Annotated in this window: 24 protein-coding genes and 1 pseudogene; 14 read left to right on the forward strand and 11 right to left on the reverse strand. The window is 63.3% G+C overall.

Annotated elements, in window-relative coordinates:
* The first annotated feature begins 93 nt into the window (after nt 1–93).
* The gene (gene pyrE / locus AC3IYG_RS00960) at nt 94–735 is read left to right on the forward strand and encodes an orotate phosphoribosyltransferase (RefSeq protein WP_489311861.1); all 642 of its coding nucleotides are present in this window, start codon (nt 94–96) and stop codon (nt 733–735) included.
* Nucleotides 736–769: 34 nt separating this feature from the next.
* A complete protein-coding gene (locus AC3IYG_RS00965) occupies nt 770–1,363 on the forward strand; it encodes a DUF4124 domain-containing protein (protein ID WP_489311862.1) in 594 nt (197 codons plus the stop codon).
* Nucleotides 1,364–1,421: 58 nt separating this feature from the next.
* Here the strand turns inward: AC3IYG_RS00965 and argB are convergent, their stop codons facing one another.
* The 4 genes from argB to coaBC form a co-directional block, all read right to left on the reverse strand.
* Nucleotides 1,422–2,330: an acetylglutamate kinase gene (argB, locus tag AC3IYG_RS00970; RefSeq protein ID WP_489311863.1), complete on the reverse strand. Its 909-nt coding sequence runs from the start codon at nt 2,328–2,330 to the stop codon at nt 1,422–1,424.
* Between the two features lie 52 nt (nt 2,331–2,382).
* Complete coding sequence (gene algC / locus AC3IYG_RS00975; RefSeq protein WP_489313993.1) at nt 2,383–3,780, reverse strand: phosphomannomutase/phosphoglucomutase; 1,398 nt, start codon at nt 3,778–3,780, stop codon at nt 2,383–2,385.
* A 1,257-nt stretch (nt 3,781–5,037) separates the two neighbouring features.
* Nucleotides 5,038–5,493: a dUTP diphosphatase gene (gene dut / locus AC3IYG_RS00980; RefSeq protein ID WP_489311864.1), complete on the reverse strand. Its 456-nt coding sequence runs from the start codon at nt 5,491–5,493 to the stop codon at nt 5,038–5,040.
* 31 nt (nt 5,494–5,524) lie between these two features.
* Entirely contained in the window at nt 5,525–6,733 is a 1,209-nt protein-coding gene (gene coaBC, locus AC3IYG_RS00985) for a bifunctional phosphopantothenoylcysteine decarboxylase/phosphopantothenate--cysteine ligase CoaBC (RefSeq protein ID WP_489311865.1), read from the reverse strand.
* 133 nt (nt 6,734–6,866) lie between these two features.
* Here coaBC and radC point away from each other — a divergent pair, with 133 nt between their 5' ends.
* Nucleotides 6,867–7,541 carry a RadC family protein gene (gene radC, locus AC3IYG_RS00990; protein WP_489311866.1) on the forward strand — a complete coding sequence of 225 codons (675 nt, stop codon included), beginning with the start codon at nt 6,867–6,869 and terminating at the stop codon, nt 7,539–7,541.
* 70 nt (nt 7,542–7,611) lie between these two features.
* Here the strand turns inward: radC and AC3IYG_RS00995 are convergent, their stop codons facing one another.
* On the reverse strand, nt 7,612–9,198 hold the full coding sequence (locus tag AC3IYG_RS00995) for an ABC transporter substrate-binding protein (protein ID WP_489311867.1): 1,587 nt from the start codon (nt 9,196–9,198) through the stop codon (nt 7,612–7,614).
* 361 nt (nt 9,199–9,559) lie between these two features.
* Between AC3IYG_RS00995 and rpmB the strand changes: the two genes are divergently transcribed.
* Both rpmB and rpmG read left to right on the forward strand, forming a co-directional pair.
* Nucleotides 9,560–9,796, forward strand: a complete 237-nt coding sequence (gene rpmB / locus AC3IYG_RS01000) for a 50S ribosomal protein L28 (RefSeq protein WP_084303647.1) — start codon at nt 9,560–9,562, stop codon at nt 9,794–9,796.
* Nucleotides 9,797–9,807: 11 nt separating this feature from the next.
* Nucleotides 9,808–9,963, forward strand: coding sequence for a 50S ribosomal protein L33 (gene rpmG, locus AC3IYG_RS01005; RefSeq protein WP_108095062.1), 156 nt, complete (start codon nt 9,808–9,810; stop codon nt 9,961–9,963).
* 285 nt (nt 9,964–10,248) lie between these two features.
* Here rpmG and AC3IYG_RS01010 read toward each other — a convergent pair whose 3' ends face one another.
* The gene (locus tag AC3IYG_RS01010) at nt 10,249–10,614 is read right to left on the reverse strand and encodes a cupin domain-containing protein (RefSeq protein ID WP_489311868.1); all 366 of its coding nucleotides are present in this window, start codon (nt 10,612–10,614) and stop codon (nt 10,249–10,251) included.
* A gap of 22 nt (nt 10,615–10,636) precedes the next feature.
* Nucleotides 10,637–11,980 (reverse strand): omega-aminotransferase AptA, encoded by a 1,344-nt coding sequence (gene aptA / locus AC3IYG_RS01015; protein ID WP_489311869.1) that lies wholly within the window; start codon nt 11,978–11,980, stop codon nt 10,637–10,639.
* Between the two features lie 231 nt (nt 11,981–12,211).
* Here aptA and AC3IYG_RS01020 point away from each other — a divergent pair, with 231 nt between their 5' ends.
* Nucleotides 12,212–13,705, forward strand: coding sequence for an aldehyde dehydrogenase (locus AC3IYG_RS01020; protein ID WP_489311870.1), 1,494 nt, complete (start codon nt 12,212–12,214; stop codon nt 13,703–13,705).
* 160 nt (nt 13,706–13,865) lie between these two features.
* Nucleotides 13,866–15,020 (forward strand): MFS transporter, encoded by a 1,155-nt coding sequence (locus AC3IYG_RS01025; protein ID WP_489313994.1) that lies wholly within the window; start codon nt 13,866–13,868, stop codon nt 15,018–15,020.
* A 164-nt stretch (nt 15,021–15,184) separates the two neighbouring features.
* Here the strand turns inward: AC3IYG_RS01025 and AC3IYG_RS01030 are convergent, their stop codons facing one another.
* On the reverse strand, nt 15,185–16,504 hold the full coding sequence (locus AC3IYG_RS01030) for an NAD(P)/FAD-dependent oxidoreductase (protein ID WP_489311871.1): 1,320 nt from the start codon (nt 16,502–16,504) through the stop codon (nt 15,185–15,187).
* A gap of 237 nt (nt 16,505–16,741) precedes the next feature.
* Here AC3IYG_RS01030 and AC3IYG_RS01035 point away from each other — a divergent pair, with 237 nt between their 5' ends.
* Nucleotides 16,742–17,095 carry a YkgJ family cysteine cluster protein gene (locus tag AC3IYG_RS01035; protein WP_489311872.1) on the forward strand — a complete coding sequence of 118 codons (354 nt, stop codon included), beginning with the start codon at nt 16,742–16,744 and terminating at the stop codon, nt 17,093–17,095.
* 45 nt (nt 17,096–17,140) lie between these two features.
* Here the strand turns inward: AC3IYG_RS01035 and AC3IYG_RS01040 are convergent, their stop codons facing one another.
* Entirely contained in the window at nt 17,141–17,629 is a 489-nt protein-coding gene (locus AC3IYG_RS01040; RefSeq protein ID WP_489311873.1) for an Lrp/AsnC ligand binding domain-containing protein, read from the reverse strand.
* 158 nt (nt 17,630–17,787) lie between these two features.
* Between AC3IYG_RS01040 and dadA the strand changes: the two genes are divergently transcribed.
* The 6 genes and pseudogenes from dadA to AC3IYG_RS01070 form a co-directional block, all read left to right on the forward strand.
* Nucleotides 17,788–19,086 carry a D-amino acid dehydrogenase gene (gene dadA, locus AC3IYG_RS01045; protein ID WP_489311874.1) on the forward strand — a complete coding sequence of 433 codons (1,299 nt, stop codon included), beginning with the start codon at nt 17,788–17,790 and terminating at the stop codon, nt 19,084–19,086.
* The gene (locus tag AC3IYG_RS01050) at nt 19,061–19,414 is read left to right on the forward strand and encodes a RidA family protein (protein WP_489311875.1); all 354 of its coding nucleotides are present in this window, start codon (nt 19,061–19,063) and stop codon (nt 19,412–19,414) included. Before dadA ends, AC3IYG_RS01050 begins: the two co-directional genes overlap by 26 nt.
* A gap of 84 nt (nt 19,415–19,498) precedes the next feature.
* A complete protein-coding gene (gene alr / locus AC3IYG_RS01055; protein ID WP_489311876.1) occupies nt 19,499–20,572 on the forward strand; it encodes an alanine racemase in 1,074 nt (357 codons plus the stop codon).
* Nucleotides 20,573–20,672: 100 nt separating this feature from the next.
* Nucleotides 20,673–21,221 carry a cupin domain-containing protein gene (locus tag AC3IYG_RS01060; protein ID WP_489311877.1) on the forward strand — a complete coding sequence of 183 codons (549 nt, stop codon included), beginning with the start codon at nt 20,673–20,675 and terminating at the stop codon, nt 21,219–21,221.
* Nucleotides 21,222–21,371: 150 nt separating this feature from the next.
* Nucleotides 21,372–21,797 (forward strand): c-type cytochrome, encoded by a 426-nt coding sequence (locus AC3IYG_RS01065; RefSeq protein ID WP_489311878.1) that lies wholly within the window; start codon nt 21,372–21,374, stop codon nt 21,795–21,797.
* 68 nt (nt 21,798–21,865) lie between these two features.
* Nucleotides 21,866–22,051 (forward strand): annotated as a pseudogene (locus tag AC3IYG_RS01070) (hypothetical protein); the annotation flags it as partial.
* 119 nt (nt 22,052–22,170) lie between these two features.
* On the opposite strand, the gene AC3IYG_RS01075 reads toward AC3IYG_RS01070, so the two are convergent.
* Both AC3IYG_RS01075 and rep read right to left on the reverse strand, forming a co-directional pair.
* Nucleotides 22,171–22,743 carry a xanthine phosphoribosyltransferase gene (locus AC3IYG_RS01075; RefSeq protein WP_489311879.1) on the reverse strand — a complete coding sequence of 191 codons (573 nt, stop codon included), beginning with the start codon at nt 22,741–22,743 and terminating at the stop codon, nt 22,171–22,173.
* A gap of 72 nt (nt 22,744–22,815) precedes the next feature.
* Nucleotides 22,816–24,828, reverse strand: coding sequence for a DNA helicase Rep (rep, locus tag AC3IYG_RS01080; RefSeq protein ID WP_489311880.1), 2,013 nt, complete (start codon nt 24,826–24,828; stop codon nt 22,816–22,818).
* Between the last annotated feature and the right edge of the window lie 230 nt (nt 24,829–25,058).

Here is a 25,058-nt window from a genome sequence, read left to right on the forward strand (position 1 = left end):
AAATGGCCCCCAAAAACACGTGCGTGTATGATACCCGAGCTCATCCTTATTAGCTAAACCCACAGCTAAATCCGTGCCGTTCGGGGCTTTTTTATGCAGGCGTACCAGCGCGAGTTCATTCGTTTTGCCATCGAGCGCGGCGTGCTGCGCTTCGGTGAGTTCACCCTCAAGTCGGGCCGTACCAGTCCGTACTTCTTCAATGCGGGCTTGTTCAACAGCGGTTTGGCCTTGGCCCGGCTGGGGCGTTTCTATGCGGCGGCGCTGCAGGAGAGCGGAATTGCCTTCGATGTGCTGTTCGGCCCCGCCTACAAAGGCATCCCGTTGGCCGCGACCACCGCCGTGGCCCTGGCCGAGCAGCACCAGCGCGATCTGCCCTGGTGCTTCAACCGTAAGGAAGCCAAGGCCCATGGCGAAGGTGGCAGCCTGGTAGGCGCACCGTTGGCCGGGCGGGTGCTGATTATCGATGATGTGATCACTGCCGGTACGGCGATCCGCGAAGTGATGCAAATCATTCATGCGCAAGGTGCCCAGGCGGCCGGCGTGTTGATCGCGCTGAATCGTCAGGAGCGCGGCCAGGCCGAGCTGTCGGCGATCCAGGAGGTCGAGCGCGACTTCGGCATGCCGGTAGTGAGCATTGTGTCGCTCGAACAGGTCTTGGAATACCTGGCCGATGATGCTGAACTGCAGCAGCATCTGCCGGCGGTGCAAGCCTACCGCGCGCAGTATGGAATCTAACAACAAGTCCTAATCCGCACAGGGTGTTGTCTGCATGGTCAAGCCGGGCGCAATTCGCTTTACGCTGTTGTTCAGCTTGCTGCTGCCAGTGCTGGCCGGGGCAGCGGAGCTGTACCGTTACATAGACGCCAAGGGCGTCACGGTGCTCGATCGCCTGGGTGTGCCGCCGGAGTACATCAGCAAGGGCTACGAGGTGCTCAACGATCAGGGGCGGGTGATCAAGGTGGTTCCGCCGGCGCCGAGCGTCGAGGAAATGCAGCGCCTGTTGGCGGATAAGGCACGGGCCAGCTCGGATGCCCAGTTGTTGCGCCTGTACTCCACGGAGGATGACGTCGAGCGAGCCAAGGCGCGCAAGCTTGCCGAGCTGGATGGCGTGATTGGCGTGGCGCGCAGCAACTTGCAGGCGTTGCGCACGCAGCAGGCGAATTTGCAGAGCCAGGCGGCCGATCAGGAGCGGGCCGGGCGTCAGGTGCCCGAGCATCTGGTCGCGCAGATCGACAACCTGAAAGCCGAGCAATTGGGTGTGCAGAAGGACATCTTGCGTTACCAGGAGGGTCGCAAGCAGGCCGAAGCCAGCTTTGCGGCGGACCAGGCGCGCTTGCGCGAGCTGCTCGGCGATCGCCGTTAGGTCGGGCACCCCGAGCGCGCACTGACCTTGCCAGGGGTCAGCGCGCCGCTGGTTTTACTCAGTAGTGGTGCTTGCGGTTGCAGATCAGGGTGCCGACGCCGCTGTCGGTAAAAATCTCCAGCAACACCGCATTCGGCACGCGCCCGTCGATGATGTGCGCGCTGGTCACGCCACCTTGCACGGCCTCCAGGGCACAGCGGATCTTCGGCAGCATGCCGCCATAGATAGTGCCATCGGCGATCAGCGCATCGACCTGGCTGGTCGACAGGCCGGTGAGCACCTTGCCTTCCTTGTCCATCAAGCCGGCGATGTTGGTCAGCAGCATCAGCTTCTCGGCTTTCAGCGCTTCGGCGACCTTGCCGGCGACCAGGTCGGCGTTGATGTTGTAGGACTCGCCATTGGCGCCGACGCCGATCGGTGCGATGACCGGAATGAAGTCACCCTTGACCAGCATGTTCAGCAGGTCGGTATTGACCCCGACGACTTCGCCGACATGGCCGATGTCGATGATTTCCGGCTGGGTCATCTCCGGTGTCTGGCGGGTCACGGTGAGCTTCTTCGCGCGGATCAGCTCGGCGTCCTTGCCGGTCAGGCCGATGGCGCTGCCGCCATGGCGGTTGATCAGATTGACGATGTCCTTGTTGACCTGGCCGCCGAGGACCATTTCCACCACATCCATGGTCTGCGCGTCGGTGACGCGCATGCCGTCGATGAAGTGGCTCTCGATGCTCAGGCGCTTGAGCAGGTCACCGATCTGCGGGCCGCCGCCGTGTACCACCACCGGGTTGATGCCGACCGCCTTCATCAGCACGATGTCGCGGGCGAAGCCGGTCTTCAGCTCGTCGCTTTCCATGGCGTTGCCGCCGTACTTGATTACCAGGGTTTTGCCGACGAAGCGACGGATGTAGGGCAGCGCCTCGGACAGCACCTTGGCAATGTTGGTGGCGGCATCACGGTTGAGGGTCATGCGGGGCTCCAGTAAAGCGCAATGGCCGGTCGAGCGGACCGGCCAAGCAGATTCAGAAGGGTAGGTTGAGGGCGGGGGCAGCGGTGTAGAGCTGGGCGCGGAACACTTCCTGGATGCGCTCGAGCTCCTCGGCACTGTCGGCTTCAAAGCGCAGCACCAGCACCGGCGTGGTGTTGGAGGCGCGAACCAGGCCCCAGCCTTTGGGGTAGTCGACGCGTACGCCGTCGAGGGTGGTGATGCTGCCTTCGCCCCAATGGCCATCGCGCTGCAGTGCGCTGATGATGCTGAACTTGCTCTCCTCGGTCACCGTGATGTTGATTTCCGGGGTGGAAATGTCGCAGGGGAAGGCGGAGAACACGTGCTCGGCGTCGCGTTTGTCCTGGCTGAGGATTTCCAGCAAGCGGGCAGCGCTGTAGATGCCGTCGTCGAAGCCGAACCAGCGCTCCTTGAAGAAGATATGCCCGCTCATCTCGCCGGCCAGCAGGGCGCCGGTTTCCTTCATTTTTTTCTTGATCAGCGAGTGGCCGGTTTTCCACATGACCGGGCGGCCGCCGTAGCCGCTGATCAGCGCGCCGAGGCGACGGGTGCATTTGACGTCGAAGATCACGTCGGCGCCAGGGTTGCGCGACACAACGTCCTTGGCGAACAGCATCATCAGGCGGTCGGGGTAGACGATGGTGCCGGTGTTGGTCACCACGCCGACGCGGTCGCCGTCACCGTCGAAAGCCAGGCCGAGGTCGGCGTTCACTTCCTTGACCTTGGCGATCAGGTCGACCAGGTTTTCCGGCTTGCCCGGGTCCGGGTGGTGGTTGGGGAAGTTGCCGTCGACATCGCAGAACAGCGGAATCACGGTGCAGCCCAGGGCTTCGATCAGTTGCGGGGCGATCACGCCGGCCGCGCCGTTGCCACAGTCGACCACCACTTTCAGCGGCTTGGCCAGGGCGATGTCGTCGCGGATCTGCTTGAAGTAGCGCTCGAGGATTTCGACTTGCTCGACGCTGCCGTAGCCGCTGACCAGGTCATTGGTTTCGATGCGCTGGCGCAGGGCCTGGATCTGTTCGTTGGCCAGGGTGTCGCCGGCTATCACGATCTTGAAGCCGTTGTAGTCCGGTGGGTTGTGGCTGCCGGTGAGCATTACGCCGGATTTGCCGGCCAGTACGTTGGCCGCGTAATACAGCGCCGGGGTCGGCACCATGCCGATGTCGCTGACCTGGCAGCCGGATTCGACCAGCCCCTGGATCAGCGACTGCACCAGTTCGGGGCCGGACAGGCGACCATCGCGACCGACGGAAACATTCGGCTCGCCGCACGCGATGCTCTCGGAGCCAACGGCGCGACCAACCCAGTAGGCGGTTTCCGTGGTCAGGGTATCGCCAACCACGCCGCGGATGTCATAGGCGCGGAAAATGCTGGCGGGCAAGTTGGGTGCGGTGTGCGGGGTGCTGCTCATAACGGGTGCTTGCTCCAATCCCAGGAGGTCCTGGTCTTCGTCGAGGATGTCGATATCGAGAATATCGGTGTCTTGAAACAGTGAATCGCTCAGGTCTGCCGGTTTATTCGCGCGTTGGGTTGGGCGAGTTTCAGCGTCGATAGCGGTTGTGCTGGCTTGACTGTCACCATTGTCAGGCGCTGACAGACTTTGTCGGCGTGGCAGGCGGGCGAGGCTCTGCGCCAGCGCATTCAGTGCGGGCAAGCGCAAGCTGAAAGCTTTGACGGCTTTTCCGGCTGAGAGTTCTCGAACCAGTTGACCGAGTTGCTCGGCATCGGCGCGCAAGCTGCGCTGCACCTTGTTGTGCAGCAGCAGCAGGCCGAGCAGTGCGCCGCTCAGAGCCAGTAACGCGGCCAAGGCCAGCGGCAGTACCGACTGTGCGGACTGCGTCAGGGCCGGGCCTGGGGTGAAGTCGAGTTTCCAGTTGGAGTTGCCGCTGCTGAATGCCAGCGCTGTGCCTCCCGTGCCCTGGCCAAGCTGTGCCAGCAGTTGCGCCGGGTTGTTGCCGAATTGTTGCGCCAGTTGCAGTTGGCCCACGCCTTCGGGCAAGGGCGGCAGCGCGGCGAGCAGGCGCTGCAGGTCGATCACCAGCAACAGGGTGCCCTGCGGCGGTTCGCTGTCCGCCAGGCGCAGCGGTGCGGCACTGTAGACCAGCCAGCGTTGGCCGACTTTATAGGCTTCCGGTGCCGGGGGCTGGCCGCTTTCGACCCGCCGCAGCAGGTCCAGGGCGGCAAAGTTCATCGGCGCGGTGCGGCTGGCATTCTGCGTGGCCTGGCCGGGCAGGTTGAGGTGTGCGTCGACCACCCCGTCCCAGTAACTGAGGCTGCGCTCGGCGGTACGCAACTGCTCACCGTCCTGGCTCAGCAGCGCTTGCAGCAGTTGCGGATTGCGCGCGGCGGCCTGGGTGTCGGCGCCCAACTGGCGCAGCGCTTGCTGCAAGGCGGCGGCCTGGCTGCCGCCCCAGGCCTGGCTGAGCTGCGCCTGGGTCTGCTGCTGGGCGTTACTGAGCAGCGCAAACCACAGCACGGCGGCGGCCGCAACCAGGCCGAGCAGTGCGGCGCCAAGGCCTGGCAGCAGCGCCGCAAGACCGTGCTGCGGGGGAACGCTGGCCGTGGGTGCTGCGCTGAGCTGAGGTAGGCCGTCGGCGTCCTTGGCGGTGCGCTTGAAGAGTTTCACTGGGCGTCTCCTCGGCGATTCATCCTGAAATACAACGGAGTATCAGTGGCTGCCGGAGTGGCCAAAGCCGCCGGCACCGCGTTGGCTTTCATCGAATTGCTCGACCAGCTCGAAGTGCGCCTGGACCACCGGCACCAGAATCAGCTGTGCGATGCGTTCGCCGACGGCAATGGTGAAGGGCGTCTGCCCGCGATTCCAGCAGGACACCATCAGTTCGCCCTGATAGTCCGAGTCGATCAGGCCGACCAGGTTGCCGAGCACGATGCCATGCTTATGGCCGAGGCCCGAGCGTGGCAGGATCAAAGCGGCGAGGCTCGGGTCGCCGATATAGATCGACAGGCCGGTGGGGATCAACAGGGTTTGACCAGGCTCGAGCACACTGTCCTGGGGCAGCATGGCGCGCAGGTCGAGGCCGGCGGAGCCCGGGGTGGCGTAGGCGGGCAGCGGAAAGTCGCGGCCGATGCGGGGGTCGAGGATCTTGGCTTGCAGTGCGTGCATGTCAGGCTCTGTCAGAAATCATGTGTTGGCTTCAGGCCCGGTCCAGGCGTTCGGCGATAAAGGCGATCAGTTGCCGGGCAATCTTGCCCTTGCTGGTCTGGGCGAGGCTATTTTGCTGCAGTTCGCGATCGATGATGGTGATCGCGTTCTCTTCGCTATTGAAGCCGATGCTCGGGTTGGCGACATCGTTGGCGACTATCAGGTCGAGGTTCTTGTCTTTCAGCTTGCGCGCCGCATAGTCGAGCAGTTTCTCGGTCTCGGCGGCGAAGCCGACGCTGAACGGGCGGTCGGCGCGCTGCGCGAGGGTCGCCAGGATGTCCGGGTTGCGAACCATCTGCAGGAGCAAGCCGTCGCCGCTGGTCGGGTCCTTCTTCAGTTTGTGCTGGGCCACCACTTCCGGGCGGTAGTCGGCCACCGCGGCGGCGGCGATCAGCAGGTCGCAGGGCATCGCGGCTTCGCAGGCGGCCAGCATGTCGCGGGCGCTGACCACGTCGATGCGGTTGACCCGCTCGGGCGTCGGCAGGTGCACGGGACCGGTGATCAGCGTCACCTTGGCACCCGCTTCGACGGCGGCCTCGGCCAGGGCGAAGCCCATTTTGCCGGAGCTGTGGTTGGTGATGTAGCGCACCGGGTCGATGTTTTCCTGGGTCGGACCGGCGGTGATCAGCACATGCCGGCCGGTCAGGCTGCTGCGTTTGAAGCAGTCGGCGGCGCACTGCGCCAGCTCGTCGGCTTCGAGCATACGGCCCAGGCCCACATCGCCACAGGCCTGGCTGCCGGAGGCCGGGCCGAACAGCAGCAGGCCGCGTTCGGTGAGCAGCGTGCTGTTGGCCTGGGTCGCGGGGTCGCGCCACATCGCCTGGTTCATCGCCGGCGCCAGGGCGACCGGCGCGTCGGTGGCCAGGACCAGGGTGGTCAGCAGGTCATTGGCGATGCCTTGCGCCAGGCGGGCCATCAGGTCGGCAGTGGCGGGGGCGATCAGGATCAGGTCGGCCCACTTGGCCAGTTCGATATGGCCCATGGCGGCTTCGGCGGCCGGGTCGAGCAGGTCGAGGTGGACCGGATGGCCGGAGAGTGCCTGCAAGGTCAGCGGGGTAATGAATTCACGCCCGCCCTGGGTCATCACCACGCGCACTTCCGCACCCTGGTCGCGCAGGCGGCGAACCAGTTCGGCACTCTTGTATGCAGCGATGCCGCCACCCACGCCAAGGACGATGCGTTTCCGATACAGCCGCTGCATAGGCCTGCCTTATATAGAATGGAGTGCGCTACGGCGACGACGCCTCCCCAGGCCGGTCGCCGCGCAAAAAGTTGGGCTAAGATAGCACAGCGCCCGCACCGGAACAGCGGGCCCCGCTCGACATGGAGGTACTATGAGCATTCGCGATTGGCCCGCGGCGGAACGCCCGCGGGAGAGACTTCTTGACCTCGGTGCGGCGAGCCTGACGGACGCCGAACTGCTGGCCATTTTTCTGCGTACCGGGGTCACCGGCAAGAGTGCGGTGGATCTCGCCCGCCACTTGCTGGGGTGCTTCGGTGGCTTGCGGCCGCTGCTGGAGGCCGACCAGCAGAGTTTCAGCCGGCACCTCGGGCTGGGGCCGGCCAAATTCGCCCAACTGCAGGCGGTATTGGAGATGGCCCGTCGGCACCTGGCCGAGCGCCTGAGCCGCGATTCCGCCCTGGAGAGCCCGCAGGCGGTGCGCGATTACCTGAAAGCGCTGTTGCGGCATGAGCCCCACGAGGTGTTCGGCTGCCTGTTCCTCGACTCCAAGCACCGGGTGCTGGCGTTCGAGGCGCTGTTCCATGGCTCGATCGACAGCGCCAGCGTCTACCCGCGGCAGGTGGTCAAGCGCGCCCTGGCGCATAACGCCGCGGCGCTGATCCTCTGCCACAACCATCCCTCGGGCGTCGCCGAGCCAAGCCAGGCCGACCGCGTGCTGACCCGGCGCCTCAAGGAAGCGCTGGGTCTGGTGGATGTGCGGGTGCTCGACCACTTTATCGTCGGCGATGGCGAGCCGCTGTCGATGGCCGAGTATGGCTGGTTGTAGGGTGGATGACGCTCATTTCATCCACCATTCGGTCCATCTCAAGCGGCGGCTGACAAAAGCGTCATCCGCCCTACTTTAGGCTGACTCGGGAGAAGTCCTGCCGCCCGAACGGGCTGACCTGATAACCCTGCACGGCCTTGCTGGTCAGTGCGGCGGCGGTGGGGTGCGCCAGCGGCAGCCACAGTGCCTGTTGCTGGATCAGTTGCTGGGCCTGCGTGTACAGCCGGGTGCGTTCGGCCAGGTCGCTGGTGGCTTTGCCGGCATCGATCAGTTGGTCGAGGCTTTTATCGCAAAAACGGGCGAAGTTGGTCCCCGACTTCACCGCAGCGCAGGAAAACTGCGGGGTGAGGAAGTTGTCCGGGTCGCCGTTGTCGCCGGCCCAGCCCATGAACAGCAGGTCATGCTCGCCAGCCTTGGCGCGGCGGATCAGTTCGCCCCATTCGATCACGCGGATCTGCGCGCGGATGCCAACTTCCGCGAGGTCGGCCTGCAACAGTTGCGCCCCGAGGCTCGGGTTGGGGTTGAGCAGGCTGCTGGAGGGGCGGGTCCAGATGGTGGTTTCGAAGCCGTCCTTGAGCCCGGCCTTGGCCAGCAGCGTGCGGGCCTGGGCCGGGTCATGGGCGTAGCCGGGCAGTTCGTCGGCATAGCTCCAGGTGTTGGGTGGGTACGGGCCGTTGGCGGCGCTGGCACTGTCCTCGAAAACGACCTTGAGGTAGCTGGCCTTGTCGAAGGCGAGGTTGATCGCCTGGCGCACTTCGGGTTTGTCCAGCGGCGGGTGCTGGCTGTTGAGCGCGACGAAGGCGGTCATGAAGGCCGGGGTGGTGACGGCGTTGAGGGTTGGGTCATTGGCGGCGGCGCGCACATCCAGCGGCTTGGGCGAGAGGGTGATCTGGCATTCGCCACGGCGCAGCTTCTGCAGGCGCACATTGGCGTCCGGGGTGATGGCGAACACCAGTTCATCGACCGCGGGTTTGCCGGCGAAGTACTCCGGGTTGGCGACATAGCGCACCACTGCATCCTTCTGGAAGCGCTTGAAGCTGAACGGGCCGCTGCCAATTGGCTGGGCGTTGAGCTGCTCCGGGGTGCCGGCCTTGAGCAGTTGCGCGGCGTACTCGGCGGAATAGATCGAGGCGAAGCCCATGCTCAGGGTCGCCAGGAAGGTGGCCTCGGGGTGCGACAGGGTAAAGCGCAGGTGCTGCGGGGCGGGTGCCTCGACGCTTTTGATCAGGCTCGGCAGCTGCATGGATTGCGCGTGGGGGAAGCCGCTCTGCGCGACCTTGTGCCAGGGGTTGCCCGGGTCGAGCATGCGCTGAAAGCTGAACAGTGCGTCCTCGGCATTCAGTTCGCGGCTGGGGCTGAAATAGGCGGTGTGGTGGAACTTCACGCCCTGGCGCAGCTGGAAGTCGTAGGTCAGTCCGTCGGCGGATACCTGCCAGCTTTGCGCCAGGCTCGGCAGCAATTTACCGCTGGCGGCGTCGAACTCCACCAGGCGATTCATCACCACGTCGGCGGAGGCGTTGGTGGTGGTCAGCGAGTTATACTGCACCACGTCGAAGCCTTCCGGGCTGGCCTCGGTGCATACGCTGAGGGTGGCGGCCTGCGCGAATAGGGGGCTTAGCAGCGGAGCGAACAACAGCGGTAAGGCGGCGAGGCGCATGGCGGTACTCCTTGTTCAGGTCGGCAGCCCGTCCGCGGGCATTGGTGCAAACGCCTACCCTAGACGATGGGGGCGAGGAGGACAATGCACCTGGAGTGACGAGCGGTCGATCGGCGCGCTGCCCTTGGCGCTGCTGGCTGCAGCGCGGGCGCGGGCTGCCGGGGTTGTGCGAGCGCGCGGTTATCCTTGTTGCATCGGCGCCTTTCTGGTATAAAGCAGCGCTCTTTTCTAGGGGCCCGGTTCCTTCACTTATAGGTGTAGCCGGTAAGACCCTGACGAAACGCGGCGCCCAGCGCCGAATAACAGAGATTAAGCGGCCAACCCATGCCGGGTTGGGCATGTGGTTTTAGAGGGCTGAGGTATGTCGAGAGTCTGTCAAGTTACCGGTAAGGGTCCGGTAACCGGGAATAACATTTCCCACGCAAACAACAAAACCCGTCGCCGTTTCCTGCCGAACCTGCAGCATCACCGCTTCTGGGTCGAGTCCGAGAAACGCTTCGTGCGTCTGCGCGTAACTGCCAAAGGCATGCGTATCATCGACAAGCGTGGCATTGATGTTGTGCTGGCTGAAATCCGCAGCCGCGGCGAAAAGGTTTAAGGAGCTAAATCATGCGTGAATTGATCCGTTTGGTGTCGAGCGCCGGTACTGGCCACTTCTACACCACCGATAAGAACAAGCGTACTACTCCGGACAAAATCGAAATCAAAAAATTCGATCCGGTTGTACGTCAGCACGTGATCTACAAGGAAGCCAAGATCAAGTAATTGATCCGGCCCTTGCCGAAAAAGCCCGCCCTTTGGCGGGCTTTTTCATGCCGGCGATTTAGTCCGAGCGGCCCGCGGCTGTATGGACGGGGCCCATAGTGGGGCCGGGATAACGGCCCTTTCAGGCGCGGGCCATGTCCGCGATGCTTTAATCGCGATTCGCGGGCATGACCCGCGCCTACGTTGTGAGCCCCTCGCGTCTCTTCTCCCCTGGATGTTCGTGAAGAGCCATAAAAAAGCCCGCTGGAGAGCGGGCGAAGAGGTCACGCATGAATGCAGGTTGGTTCAGCGCGTGGCTTGCTCGAAGATCACATAGACCTTGCGGCAGTGCTCCAGCACTTCCCAGGTGCCGGAAAAGCCGGCCGGGATGACGAAGCGATCGCCGGCGCGCAGCGTCTTGGCGTTGCCTTCGGCATCGCGCAGTACGGAGACGCCCTGAAGGATCTCGCAGTATTCGTGTTCGCTGTAATTCACCGTCCAGCGGCCGACCGCGCCCTCCCAGATGCCACTGTTGAACTGGCTGCAGGGGCTGGCATAGTGGTTGCGCACGCTTTGCTCGGGGTCGCCCGCGAGGACTTTTTCCGGTGCCGGGCGGTAGTGCTCGGGTGCAGTGCTGGCATCTGCGAAGTCGACGATCTGATTGATGTTCATGGGTTTTCCAGGGTCGGGGTTCTTAACTGGCTTTGCGGATCGAGCTGGCGAGTTTGTCGACCAAGGTGTCGATCTGCGTTTTTTCGACGATCAGCGGCGGCGACATGGCGACGATATCGCCGGTCACGCGTACCAGCAGGTCGTCCTCGAAGCACTGCTCGAACACCTGATAGCCGCGCTTGCCGGGGCCTTCGGCATTCGGCGCCAGCTGTACGCCGCCGACCAGGCCGACGGCGCGGATGTCGATCACGCCCGGCAGGTCGCGCAAGCTGAACAGCGCGTCTTGCCAGTAGCCTTCCAGCTCGATGGCTTGCTGGAACAGGTTGTCGCGCTGGTAGATGTCGAGGGTCGCCAGGGCGGCGGCGCAGGCCACCGGGTGGCCGGAATAGGTGTAGCCGTGGAAGAACTCGATGGCGCTGTCCGGGCCGGACATAAAGGCCTCGTAGAGGTTTTCATGAACGAACACCGCACCCATCGGGATTGCGCCGTTGGTCAGCCCCTTGGCGGTCGTGAGAATGTCCGGGGTGACGCCCCAGCGCTGGGCGGCGAAGGCTTCGCCGACGCGGCCGAAGCCGGTGATGACTTCGTCGAAGATCAACAGGATGCCGTGCTTGCGGGTGATCTCGCGCAGTCGTTTGAGGTAGCCAACTGGCGGTAGCACCACGCCGGCGGAGCCGGACATCGGCTCGACAATCACCGCGGCGATGTTCTCTGCGCCATGCAGGGCCACCAGGCGCTCCAGCTCGTCGGCTTTTTCCACGCCGTGTTCAGGCAGCCCGCGGCTGAAGGCATTGCGCTGCATGTCCAGGGTGTGCGGCAGGTGATCGACGCCCGGCAGCAGCGCCGCCGAGAAGGCCTTGCGGTTGTTGACCATACCGCCGACCGAGAGGCCGCCGAAGCCGACACCGTGATAGCCCAGTTCGCGGCCGATCAAGCGGGTGCGGCTGCCTTGGCCGATTGCGCGCTGGTAGGCCAGGGCGATTTTCAGGGCGGTGTCCGCTGACTCCGAGCCGGAGTTGGTGAAGAAAACTTTGTTCAGGCCGGCCGGGGCGATGGCCGCCAGCCGCTCGGCCAGTTCGAAGGGCAGTGGGTGGCCCATCTGGAAGGTTGGGGCGAAATCCAGCTTGGCGATCTGCTTGCTCACCGCCTCGGTGATTTCCCGACGACCGTGGCCGGCGTTGCAGCACCATAGCCCGGCGGTGCCATCCAGCACCTGGCGCCCGTCGCTGGCGGTGAAATACATGCCTTCGGCACTTTCCAGCAAGCGCGGTTTGGCTTTGAACTGGCGGTTGGCGGTGAAGGGCATCCAGAAATCGTCGAGAGTGTTGGTTTTTCTGTTCGGTTGCGGCTTATTTTCAATCGGCATTGGGGCACCCTGGCGAGCGATAAGGGGTCTGGAGAGCGATGGTTCGCAGTCTATGTTTAATAAAACGAACATGACAAGGGTGTTTGCTGCCAATATGTAAAATATATTGGAAAGGTGGGGCCTGCTGGTTTAGTGTTGCCGGCATGATGGGCTGGAGCCCGGCCTTGCAGAATTTTTGACAGTGCGCGCGTCGAGCACGCCGCACTCTTCTACTAATAAGAGGACGCTCGAATGACTACCTTGACCCGCGCCGACTGGGAACAACGCGCCCAGGACCTGAAAATCGAAGGCCGTGCCTTTATCCATGGCGAGTACACCGCCGCCGTATCCGGCGCCACCTTCGAGTGCATCAGCCCGGTCGATGGCCGTCTGCTGGGCCAGGTTGCCAGCTGTGATGCCGCCGATGCCGAGTTGGCCGTGCAAGATGCTCGCGCTACCTTCAACTCCGGTGTCTGGTCGCGTCTGGCGCCGGTCGCGCGCAAGGAAGTGATGATCCGCTTCGCCGCGCTGCTGGAGACCCATGCCGAAGAGCTGGCCCTGCTGGAAACCCTGGACATGGGCAAGCCAATCAGCGACTCGCTGAACATCGACGTGCCCGGCGCGGCCCGCTCGCTGTCCTGGAGCGGTGAAGCGATCGACAAGATTTACGACGAAGTGGCCGCCACCCCGCACAACGAGCTGGGTCTGGTGACCCGCGAGCCGATAGGTGTGGTCGCCGCCATCGTGCCGTGGAACTTCCCGCTGTTGATGAGTTGCTGGAAGCTCGGCCCGGCGCTGTCCACCGGCAACTCGGTGATTCTCAAACCGTCCGAGAAGTCGCCGCTGACCGCCATTCGCATTGCCCAGTTGGCCATCGAGGCCGGTATTCCGGCGGGTGTGTTCAACGTATTGCCGGGTTACGGTCACACCGTCGGCAAGGCGCTGGCGCTGCACATGGACGTCGATACCCTGGTGTTCACCGGTTCGACCAAGATCGCCAAGCAACTGATGGTCTACGCCGGCGAGTCGAACATGAAGCGCGTCTGGCTGGAAGCTGGCGGCAAGAGCCCGAACATCGTCTTCGCCGATGCGCCGGACCTGCAGGCCGCTGCCGAGTCGGCCGCTGGCGCGATTGCCTTCAACCAGGGCGAAGTCTGCACCGCCGGTTCGCGGCTGCTGGTCGAGCGTTCGATCAAGGAGCAGTTCCTGCCGCTGGTGATCGAGGCGCTCAAGGGCTGGAAACCGGGCAACCCGCTGGACCCGGACACCAACGTCGGTGCGCTGGTCGATACCCAGCAGATGAATAATGTGCTGTCCTACATCGAAGCCGGGCATGCCGATGGCGCCAAGCTGGTCGCCGGTGGCAAGCGCACCCTGCAGGAAACCGGTGGCACCTATGTCGAGCCGACCATTTTCGACGGCGTCAGCAATGCGATGAAGATCGCCCGCGAAGAGATCTTCGGCCCGGTACTCTCGGTGATCACCTTCGATACCACCGAAGAGGCCATCAATATCGCCAACGACTCGCCTTATGGCCTGGCGGCCGCGGTCTGGACCGCCAACCTGTCGAAGGCGCACCTGACCGCCAAGGCGCTGCGCGCCGGCAGCGTGTGGATCAACCAATACGATGGCGGCGACATGACCGCACCGTTTGGCGGCTTCAAGCAGTCGGGTAACGGTCGCGATAAATCGCTGCACGCCTTCGACAAATACACCGAACTGAAGGCTACCTGGATCAAGCTGTAAGCGTTGGCCGGGTCAGCCAGTAGAGGCGCTGGCCCCGTTCAAGTCTGTTAGGTCCGCCCTTCGGGGCCGGCTCGTTCGAGCCACACCTGCGGCCGGGTTTCCTTATGGAGCCCGGCCGTTTGCTTTCTCAGTGGCGAACATAGGGAGACGCGCCGTGGAAATGCGTTGGGGGACTTACTTCGCCGTTTGCGCGGCGGTGATCAGTATCGGCCTGGCCCTCGGGGTGACCATGCCGCTGGTGTCCCTGCGCCTGGAAGGTTGGGGTTATGGTTCGTTCGCCATCGGTGTGATGGCCGCGACACCGGCCGTCGGCGTGTTGCTCGGTGCCTCGTTGGCCGGGCGTCTGGCGGCCCGTTTCGGCAGCACCGGGTTGATGCAGCTGTGCCTGCTGGCCAGCGCCGTATCGGTGGGTCTGCTGGCACTGGTGCCCAGCTATGCGGTCTGGGTGGTGCTGCGCTTGCTGCTCGGCGTGGCGCTGACCGTGGTGTTTATCCTCGGCGAAAGCTGGATCAATCAGTTGGTGGTGGATAAATGGCGGGGTCGGCTGGTGGCGCTGTATGGCACCGGCTATGCGCTCAGCCAGCTCGCCGGGCCTTTGCTGCTGACGCTGTTGGGTTCGGTGACCGACCTGGGCTTCTGGACCGGCACGGGCTTGCTGATCGGCGGCTCGCTGGTGCTGCTCGGCCGCACGGGCGCGCCCGCGGTGGATGCCCACAGTGCATCCGGGCGCGGCCTGGCGGCGTTCTGCCGCAAGCTGCCGGCAATCGCCTGGGCGGTGAGCCTGTTTGCCGCCTTCGAAGCGATGATGCTGACGTTGCTGCCGATCTATGGCCTGCGCCAGGGCTTCACCCAGGAGGTCGCGCTGCTGATGGCCAGCGTGGTGGTGGTCGGCGATGCGGTGTTGCAGCTGCCGATCGGTTGGCTGGCTGACCGCATGTCGCGGCGCACCCTGTTCCGCGCCTGCGGCGTGGCCCTGTTGCTGTCCAGTCTGGGCATTCCGTTGCTGCTGCACACGCCGCTGATCTGGCCGCTCTGGGTGCTGTTCGGCGCCAGTGCCGGCGGGCTGTTCACCCTCTCGCTGATCCTGATCGGCGAGCGTTACCGCGATGATGAACTGGTGCGCGCCAACGCCCATGTGGCGCAGCTCTGGGGCATCGGTTGCCTGCTCGGCCCGCTGACCACCGGTGCCGCCAGCCAGTGGGTGAGCGGCCATGCGCTGCCGATGGTGATGGCCCTGGGGGCGGCCGGTTTTGTCTGGCTGGCCTGGCAGCGCCCGGATTTCGGCGATGCGGCGGTGGAGGTGGTGGCGAAATAGCGGGTTGTGTTCGCGGGCATGTCTGAGCGACGGCCGTCGCCTGGAGCTGCACCCGGCGGCGGCAGGGCCTTTAAGAGCGGACGCGGAGCGTCTTGGGCGGCATTCCCACGCAAGGCATGGGAACGATCATCCGGGTGCAGGGCGCCTGCGCGTTACAGCGGGGTTCAGCTGCCCAGGGTGTCCTTGAGTCGGTACCAGAGCATGCCGAGGGCCAGCAGCGGCGAGCGCAGGTGCTTGCCGCCCGGGAAGGTCATGTGCGGGACTTTGGCAAACAGGTCGAAGCCGCGGCTTTCCTGCCCGGCGATGGCTTCGGCGAGCAGCTTGCCGGCCAGGTGGGTGGCGTTCAGGCCGTGACCGGAATACGCCTGGGCGTAGAACACATTGCTCTGATCGTTTAGGCGACCGATCTGTGGCAGGCGGTTGGCGCCGATGCCGATCATGCCGCCCCATTGGTAGGCGATTTTCAGCTTGTCCAGGTGCGGGAAGACTTCCAGCATCTTCGGCCGCATATAAGCAGCGATGTCCTGTGGGTCGCGCCCGGAGTAGTGGCAGGCACCGCCGAACAGCAGGCGACGGTCAGCGGACAGGCGGTAGTAGTCGAGCGCCACGCGCTGGTCACAGAGCGCCATGTTCTGCGGGATCAGGCTTCTGGCCTGGGCTTCGCTCAAGGGTTCGGTGGCGATGACGTAACTGCCCGCCGGCAGTACCTTGCCGCCCAGGCTCGGGTTGAGGTCGTTGAGGTAGGCGTTGCAGCCGAGCACCAGGTTGTTCGCCCGCACTTTGCCGTTGGCGGTGTGCACACAAACTTCGCGGCCGTAGTCGATGCGGCTGACGGCCGAGTTCTCGAACAACCGCACGCCAAGGGATTGCGCCGCCGCCGCTTCGCCGAGGGCCAGGTTGAGCGGGTGCAAGTGGCCCGAGCCCATGTCGATCAGGCCGCCGACGTAGCGGCTGGAGCCGACCACCTGATGTATGTCATCGGCTTGCAGCAGGCGCAGTTCGTGGCGGTAGCCGAGACTTTTCAGCTCGTCGAGGTCTTCGGCGAAACCGGCCAGGTCGCGTGGCTTGTTGGCCAGGTCGCAGTAGCCCCAGGTCAGGTCGCAGTCGATGGCGTGGTGCTCGATGCGCCGGCGCACGATCTCTACCGCTTCCAGGCCGAGCAACTTCAATTCACGTACGCCGTCGTTGCCGATGACCCCGGCGAACTGCTCGAGACCGTGGCCGACGCCGCGAATCAGCTGGCCGCCATTGCGTCCGCTGGCGCCCCAGCCGATTTTGTTGGCCTCCAGCAGAACCACCGAAAAGCCCCGTTCAGCCAGTTCGATGGCGGTATTCAGCCCTGAGAAGCCGCCACCGACAATGCACACGTCGGCGCGCACCTCGCCCGTCAACGCCGGGTAGTTGAGGTTACGGTTAGCGCTGGCGGCATAGTAGGAAGGGGCGTGCGGGTTGCCCTGGGCTGAAAGCTGAACGCTGGCGTTCATGTGCGAAATCCTGATTTTTATGTTTGGTAAATTTTACGCAGGATAAGCTCGGTCCCGAGCCGACGCCAAGGGGCAAGCAGGAAAAAACCTTGTGCCGCTGAGGAATAAGCACCGTTTGGCGCTTTGCATGAACGCCTCAAGCCCGGCTGCCGGGAGCTTTGCTACCATGCGCGCCGTGATGTGTTGGCGCTCTCGTTGGCCGATAAAACTGCCATCGACCGTTGAGGAACCCAGCCCATGAGCTGCACCAGCCGTAAAATCGACTACCTGCGCCAGCGGATTCCCTCGTTCGCCTGCGTGCCCGGTTGCCATGATTGCTGCGGCCCGGTGACGGCATCTTCGGAAGAAATGTCGCGTTTGCCGGTGAAAAGCGATGCCGAGCATGATGCCGCCCTGGCCGAGCTCAACTGTGTGCACCTCGGACCCAACGGCTGTCAGGTGTATGACCAGCGTCCGCTGATTTGCCGGCTGTTCGGCACCACGGCGACGCTGCCTTGCCCGAATGGCCGGCGGCCGGAAGAGTTGATCGAGGCGGGGATCGAAAAACAGATCCACCAGTTGATCGCAAGTACCCGGCAAGTGCTGGTCTAGCCGCGCCCATACAGTCTGCGCCGCCCCCCCTAGAGCAAGGCCTGCTTAGTCCGGCACCGGCAGGTTGAGGCTTTCCTTCACCTCCTCCATGACGATGTAGCTCTTCGACTCGCGCACATGGGGCAGCTTGAGAAGGATGTCGCCGAGCAGTTTGCGGTAGGAGGCCATTTCCGATATCCGCGCCTTGACCAGGTAATCGAAGTCGCCCGAGACCAGATGGCATTCCAGCACGTGCGGCAGCTTGAGCACGGCGCGGCGGAAGTCCTCGAAGGTGTCGCCGGATTTGTAGTCCAGGCTGATTTCGACGAACACCAGCAAATTGGCCTTCAGGTGCTGCGGGTTCAGGCGCGCGGTGTAACCCATGATGATCCCTTCGCGCTCCAACCGTCGCACCCGTTCGGTACAGGGCGTGGTGGAAAGGCCCACGCGCTCGCCCAACTCGGTAAACGACAGCCGACCGTCCTCTTGCAGGATGCGTAAAATATTACGGTCGATCTTATCCAGTTCACGGCGCGTCTGATGTTGGGTTCTCATGGGGAATCCGCCTCTGCTTTTAGCGTTCTAGCCAAGAATTCTCGCCAAATATAGCTTTCAATATAGTGAAATGCACTGCCTGTGGCTTTCTATACTGCACCTTATCAATGCTCAAGATAACAAACGTCAGCGTAAAGTCGCGGCAAGGGAGATAAATCATGCGAGTGATGGTGCTTGGTAGTGGTGTGATCGGCACCACCAGTGCCTATTATCTGGCCCGTGCCGGCTTCGAGGTGGTCGTGGTCGACCGCCAGCCAGCACCGGCCATGGAAACCAGCTTTGGCAACGCCGGCCAGGTTTCCCCCGGCTACGCCTCGCCCTGGGCCGCCCCGGGTGTGCCGCTGAAGGCGATGAAGTGGCTGCTGCAAAAGCATGCGCCGCTGGCGATCAAGGCCACCGCCGATACCGATCAATACCTGTGGATGATGCAGATGCTGCGCAACTGCACGGCCAGCCGCTACGCGGTGAACAAGGAGCGCATGGTGCGCTTGTCCGAGTACAGCCGCGACTGCCTCGACGAACTGCGGGCGGAAACCGGCATCGCCTATGAAGGCCGCAGCCTCGGGACCACGCAATTGTTCCGCACCCAGGCGCAACTGGATAACGCGGCGAAAGACATTGCCGTGCTCGAACAATCCGGCGTGCCCTACGAACTGCTCGACCGTGCCGGTATCGCCCGCGTCGAGCCGGCCCTGGCCGGCGTCACCGATATCCTCGCGGGCGCCCTGCGTCTGCCCAATGACCAGACCGGCGACTGTCACATCTTCACCACCCGCCTGGCCGAGATGGCCGTGCAACTGGGCGTGGAGTTCCGTTTCGGGCAGAACATCGAGCGTCTGGACTTCGCCGGCGACCGCGTCAACGGGGTGTGGATCGATGGCAAGCTGGAAACCGCCGATCGCTATGTGCTGGCGCTCGGCAGTTACTCGCCGCAACTGCTCAAGCCGTTGGGCATCAAGGCCCCGGTTTACCCATTGAAGGGTTATTCGCTGACCGTGCCGATCACCAATCCGGCGATGGCACCGACCTCGACCATTCTCGATGAGACCTACAAGGTCGCCATCACCCGCTTCGACAAACGCATCCGGGTCGGCGGCATGGCGGAAATCGCCGGCTTCGATTTGGTGCTGAACCCGCCCCGGCGCGAGACGCTGGAGATGATCGTCGGCGATCTCTACCCGCATGGTGGCGATCTGAGCAAGGCGGACTTCTGGACCGGACTGCGTCCGACCACGCCGGATGGCACGCCGATTGTCGGTGCCACCTGCATGAGTAATTTGTTCCTCAATACCGGTCACGGCACGCTGGGCTGGACCATGGCCTGCGGCTCCGGCCGCCTGCTGGCCGATCTGATGGCGAAAAAACGCCCGCAAATCAGCGCCGAAGGCCTGGATATCTTCCGTTATGGCAGCATCAAGGAGAGCTCGAAACATGTCAGTCCAGCGCCTGCGCACTGAAACGCGCTACAGCGAAATCGTCATCCACAACGGCACGGTCTACCTGGCCGGGCAACTGGCGGACGACTACAGCGGCGACATCGTGCAGCAGACCCGCGAAACCCTGGCCAATATCGACCGCATGCTCGATGAGGCCGGCACCGACAAGACGCAGATTCTCTCGGTGACCATCTACCTCAAGGACATGGCCCGCGATTACGCCGGTCTGAATCAGGTCTGGGACACCTGGGTGGCCCCAGGCGCCGCCCCGGCCCGCGCCTGCGTCGAGGCCCGGATGTATACGCCCGACGTGTTGGTGGAAATGACGGTGGTGGCGGCACAGCGCTGATCCCCCGCTACGCGACAACTCCGCAGCCGGCTGCAGCGTAAGGCGCAGCCCGATTGCCGGCCCTCCATCTGAAGTGTGAAAACCATGCGCCCTGCCCGTGCCCTGATCGATCTCGCCGCCCTGCGTCACAACTACCAACTGGCCCGTGAAGTGTCTGGCGCCAAGGCCCTGGCCGTGGTCAAGGCCGATGCCTACGGGCACGGTGCGGTGCGCTGCGCCCAGGCGCTGGAGGACGAAGCCGACGGGTTTGCCGTGGCCTGCATCGAGGAGGCGCTGGCGCTGCGCCGGGCCGGAATCGGCAAGCCAATCCTGCTGCTTGAAGGTTTCTTCGAAGCCGAAGAGTTGGCGCTGATCGAACAGCACGACTTGTGGTGTGTGGTGCATTCTACTTGGCAGCTCGAGGTGATCGAGCGGGCGCCTGTCGGCCGCCCGCTGACGATTTGGCTGAAGCTGGACTCTGGCATGCACCGCGTCGGCCTGCACCCGGCCGACTACCAGGCCGCCTATCGGCGGCTGCAGGCCAGCGGCAAGGTTGGCAAGCTGGTGCTGATGAGCCACTTCGCTCGCGCCGACGAGCTGGATTGCCCGCGCAGTGCCGAGCAGGTCGCGGTGTTCGAGCAGGCGCGGGCGGGGTTGGAGGCTGAAGTCAGCCTGCGCAACTCGCCGGCCGTGCTCGGTTGGCCGACCATCGCCAGTGATTGGGTGCGGCCCGGCATCATGCTCTACGGCGCCACGCCGTTCGAGCAGGCGCAGGCTGTGGCGGCGCGTTTGCAGCCGGTGATGACCCTCGAGTCGAAAGTCATCTGCGTGCGCGAGCTGCCGGTCGGCGAGCCGATCGGTTATGGCGCGCGCTTCATCACCGAGCGGCCGACCCGCGTCGGCGTGGTCGCCATGGGCTATGCCGACGGCTATCCGCGCCATGCGCCAACCGGTACGCCGGTGTTGGTCGATGGCCGGCCGAGCCGGCTGATCGGGCGGGTGTCGATGGACATGCTGACGGTCGATCTGACCGATTTACCGACCGCCGGGCTCGGCAGCCGCATCGAATTCTGGGGAAAAAACCTGTTGGCCAGCGACATTGCCGCCTTGTCCGGGACCATTCCCTACCAGTTGTTCTGCAATGTGCGGCGGGTGCCGCTGGTCTATTCCGGGGCTTAGCCACAAGACCGAACAGGATTGCAGTCAAAGTGTTGTAAATACTGAACGCTGTTGCGATGATACGGGCTCTTTTCCGAATCTTCCCAAGGGGGCTCCATCATTGGACGTCGGCGTTCGACTGCAATCCATTCGCAAGCTTAAAGGCCTATCGCAACGTGAACTCGCCAAGCGCGCGGGCGTCACCAACAGCACCATTTCGATGATCGAGAAGAACAGTGTCAGTCCCTCGATCAGTTCGTTGAAGAAGGTGTTGGCGGGCATTCCCATGTCGCTGGTGGAGTTCTTCTCCCTCGAAGTGGAGCAAGACAACCACACCCAGGTGGTCTACAAAGCGAGTGAGCTGATCGACCTCTCCAGTGGTGCGGTAAGCATGAAACTGGTGGGTAAAGCGCACCCCAGTCGGGCGATTGCCTTCCTCGATGAAACCTATCCCCCGGGCTCCGATACCGGCGACGAGATGCTCACCCATGAGGGCGAAGAGTCCGGCGTGTTGGTGGACGGGCGCCTGGAGCTGACCGTCGGCAGCGAGGTTTATATCCTCGAAAGCGGCGACAGCTACTACTTCGAAAGCAGCAAGCCGCACCGCTTCCGTAACCCGTTCGATGCTCCGGCGCGGCTGATCAGCGCGACCACGCCAGCGAACTTCTAAGCGACAGGAAAGCGTGCGGCACAAGGCCGCCCGACCCGTAACCCCTGCGACAGCATGGCTTGTTCCGGCGCGGCGGGCTAATCGGTATACTGACGCCCGTTCGCGAGGCCGTGACCGCGAGCGTGACTAGCCACGATAGAGGGTGTAAGCGTGAACCTAATTAAGAAAATGCTGGCGGCACATGTTGCCGTCCTGGCCCTGTGGGCGGTCAGCGCTCAGGCTGCGACTAACGACGATATCGCTGCGCGCCTGAAGCCGGTCGGTGAAGTCTGCGTGCAAGGCGAAGAGTGCAAAGGCATTGAAACCGTTGCCGCCGCCGCGGGTGGCGGAGCGAAAACCCCGGACGACATCATTGCCAAACACTGTGGCGCTTGCCACACCGCTGGCGTGTTGGACGCGCCGAAGATTGGCGATAGTGCGGCCTGGAAAGCGCGGGCCGACAAGGAAGGTGGTGTTGATGGTCTCCTGGCCAAGGCGATTGCCGGGGTCAACAGCATGCCGCCGAAAGGCACCTGCGCCGATTGCAGCGATGATGACTTGAAAGGCGCGATCCAGAAGATGTCTGGTCTGAAGTAAGCCGCACCTGTTGCAAGAAAGCCGCCTCCGGGCGGCTTTTGTGTTTCTGCGGCGGGGCGCGCGCTCGGCTCAAGAGCAAGCTAAAACTCAGTGAAATCCTCGACCTGGGCAAGGCCGCGCTGTTCGATATGCCTGAACCAGAGACATGTGCCGAGCATTTGCAGCGCATGCAGCTGGCGCAACCTGAAGGCTTGCGTGAGCAGTTGTATCAGCGGCTGCTATTGGCGGGGTTGCAGGCTACGGCTCGTGAGTGACGACGGGCAACTAGGGGCGCGATGATTGTGGGAGCGGCTTCAGCCGCGAAAAGGCATCGCGGCTGAAGCCGTTTCCACATGGAACCCCGTCATGCCTGCCTACGCGAGGACGACGGGGTTCAGTCGAGAAAACGCACCGTGCCGTTTTCCAGCGACTCGATGCGCGCCAGCGACTCGACCCAGTAGCCTTGCTCATCGAGTTCCTGACGGCCTTTCTGGAAGGACTTCTCGATCACCACGCCGATGCCGACTATGGTCGCACCGGCCTGCTTGATCAGGTCGATCAGGCCGTGGGCGGCGCGGCCATTGGCGAGGAAGTCGTCGATCAGCAGCACGCGGTCCGTGGGCAGCAGGTGCTTGGCGGACACGGCGATGGTGCTCTCGGTCTGCTTGGTGAAGGAGAACACCCTGGAGATCAGCAGGTTGTCGGTCAGGGTCAGCGACTGATATTTGCGCGCGAAAATCACCGGTACGCCCAACTCCAGGCCGGCCATCACCGATGGGGCGATGCCCGAGGCTTCGATGGTGACGATTTTGGTGATGCCCTGGTTCTTGAACAGCTCGGCGAACGCCTGGCCAATCTGCTGCATCAAGCGTGGGTCAATCTGGTGATTGAGGAAGGCATCGACCTTGAGCACCTGATCGGAGAGCACAACGCCTTCTTCGAGAATCTTATTTTTCAGCGCTTCCACGTGGTTACCCTCGTTGTTATGGCAGAGGAGCGTATTTGGCCCGGAGTCTGCGGGCGTTCATTGGCGCGGCGGTTATGGACGCTTCATCATCGCCCGGATGTCAGCCAGGGCCGCGTTGCCGCGCACCGCTTTGACCTCCACCGGGGTGTCTTCCAGGCCTTCCCACTGCAGATCCTCGGACGGCAACTCATCGAGGAAGCGGCTCGGCGCGCAGTCGATGATTTCACCGTATTGCTTGCGCTTGGAGGCGAAGGTGAAGGCCAGGGTCTGCCGCGCACGGGTGATGCCGACATAGGCCAGGCGGCGCTCTTCTTCGATGGTGTCGGCTTCGATGCTGGAGCGGTGCGGAAGGATTTCCTCTTCCATGCCGATGATGAACACGTAAGGGAACTCCAGGCCCTTGGAGGCATGCAGGGTCATCATCTGCACGCCTTCGGCGCCGTCTTCCTCTTCCTGTTGGCGCTCCAGCATGTCGCGCAGCACCAGCTTGCCGATGGCTTCCTCGATGGTCATGTCGCCATCTTCGTCGCGCTCGAGGGTGTTTTTCAACGCCTCGATGAGGAACCAGACGTTGCCCATCCGCGCTTCGGCGACCTTGTCGCTGGAGGCGTTCTGCCGCAGCCAGTTCTCGTAGTCGATGTCCATCACCATGCTGCGCAACACGGCGATCGGATCGGTCTCGGCGCATTGCTGGCGGATTTTGTCCATCCAGCGTTTGAAGCGCTGCAGGCGTTCGGTGAAGCGGCTGTCGAGGTGTTCGCCGAGGCCCATTTCATCGGCGGCGTTGTACATCGAGGTCTTGCGTTCGGTGGCGTAGTTGCCGAGTTTTTCCAGTGTGGTGGAGCCGATTTCACGGCGCGGCACGTTGATCACGCGCAGGAAGGCGTTGTCGTCGTCCGGGTTCACCAGCAGGCGGAAGTAAGCCATCAGGTCCTTTACTTCCTGGCGGCCGAAGAAGCTGGTGCCGCCCGACAGCCGATAGGGAATCTGGTGGTGCTGCAACTTCAGCTCCATCAGCTTGGCCTGGTAGTTGCCGCGATAGAGGATGGCGAAATCGCTGTAGGGGCGGTCGGTGCGCAGGTGCAGGCTGAGGATTTCCATGGCCACGCGTTCGCATTCGGCGTCTTCGTTCTTGCAGCGGATCACGCGGATCTCGTCGCCGTGACCCATCTCACTCCACAACTGCTTCTCGAAAGCGTGTGGGTTGTTGGCGATCAGCACGTTGGCACATTTGAGGATGCGGCTGGTGGAGCGGTAGTTCTGCTCGAGCATCACCACCTTCAGCGACGGGTAATCCTCCTTCAACAGCATCAGGTTTTCCGGGCGGGCGCCGCGCCAGGCGTAGATCGACTGGTCATCGTCGCCGACCACGGTGAACTGGTTGCGCTGGCCGACCAGCAACTTCACCAGCAGGTATTGGCTGGCGTTGGTGTCCTGGTATTCATCGACCAGCAGGTAACGCACCTTGTTCTGCCATTTCTCGAGGATGTCGGCGTGCTCCTGGAACAGCTTCACCGGCAGCAGAATCAGGTCGTCGAAGTCTACCGCGTTGTAGGCCTTGAGCGTGCGCTGGTAATGCAGGTAGACGATGGCCGCGGTCTGTTCCTTGGGGTTGCGGGCGCCTTCCAGGGCTTCTGGCGGCAGCACCAGGTCGTTTTTCCAGGAGCCGATGTAGTTCTTGATCTCATCGATGCCATCGTCGCCGGAGTATTCCTTCTGCATGATGTCGCTGAGCAGCGCTTTGATATCGCCTTCATCGAAAATCGAGAAGCCGGGCTTGTAGCCCAGGCGCGCATATTCCTTGCGGATGATGTTCATGCCCAGGTTGTGGAAGGTCGACACGGTCAGGCCGCGACCCTCGGCGCCTTTGAGCAGGCTGCCGACCCGTTCTTTCATCTCGCGCGCGGCTTTGTTTGTGAAGGTCATCGCAACGATGTGCTGCGCGCGGATGCCACACTGCTGCACCAGATGGGCAATCTTGCGGGTGATCACGCTGGTCTTGCCGGAGCCGGCGCCAGCGAGCACCAAAAGTGGGCCGCCGACGTAGTTCACGGCTTCTTGCTGCCGGGGATTGAGTCGGGACATCGTCGAGTATCAGAGGGAATGGGCGCGCATTTTAGCAGGCCTGACCGCTTATGCCGTAACCGTCTGGAATACTGTGATACAACCCGTACTGGCAACGCGCCAGCCTTGGTTATTTCGCGCAATGCAGTACGCTAGTGCAGGTTGAAGCAGTCGGTGGATACCGAGGCGAGCCTGCAGGAGGCAGGGAAACACCGCACAGGACGTGTGCAAAGAGACGCCGATAACGGTGC

This window comes from Pseudomonas sp. KH_027, assembly GCF_057838565.1.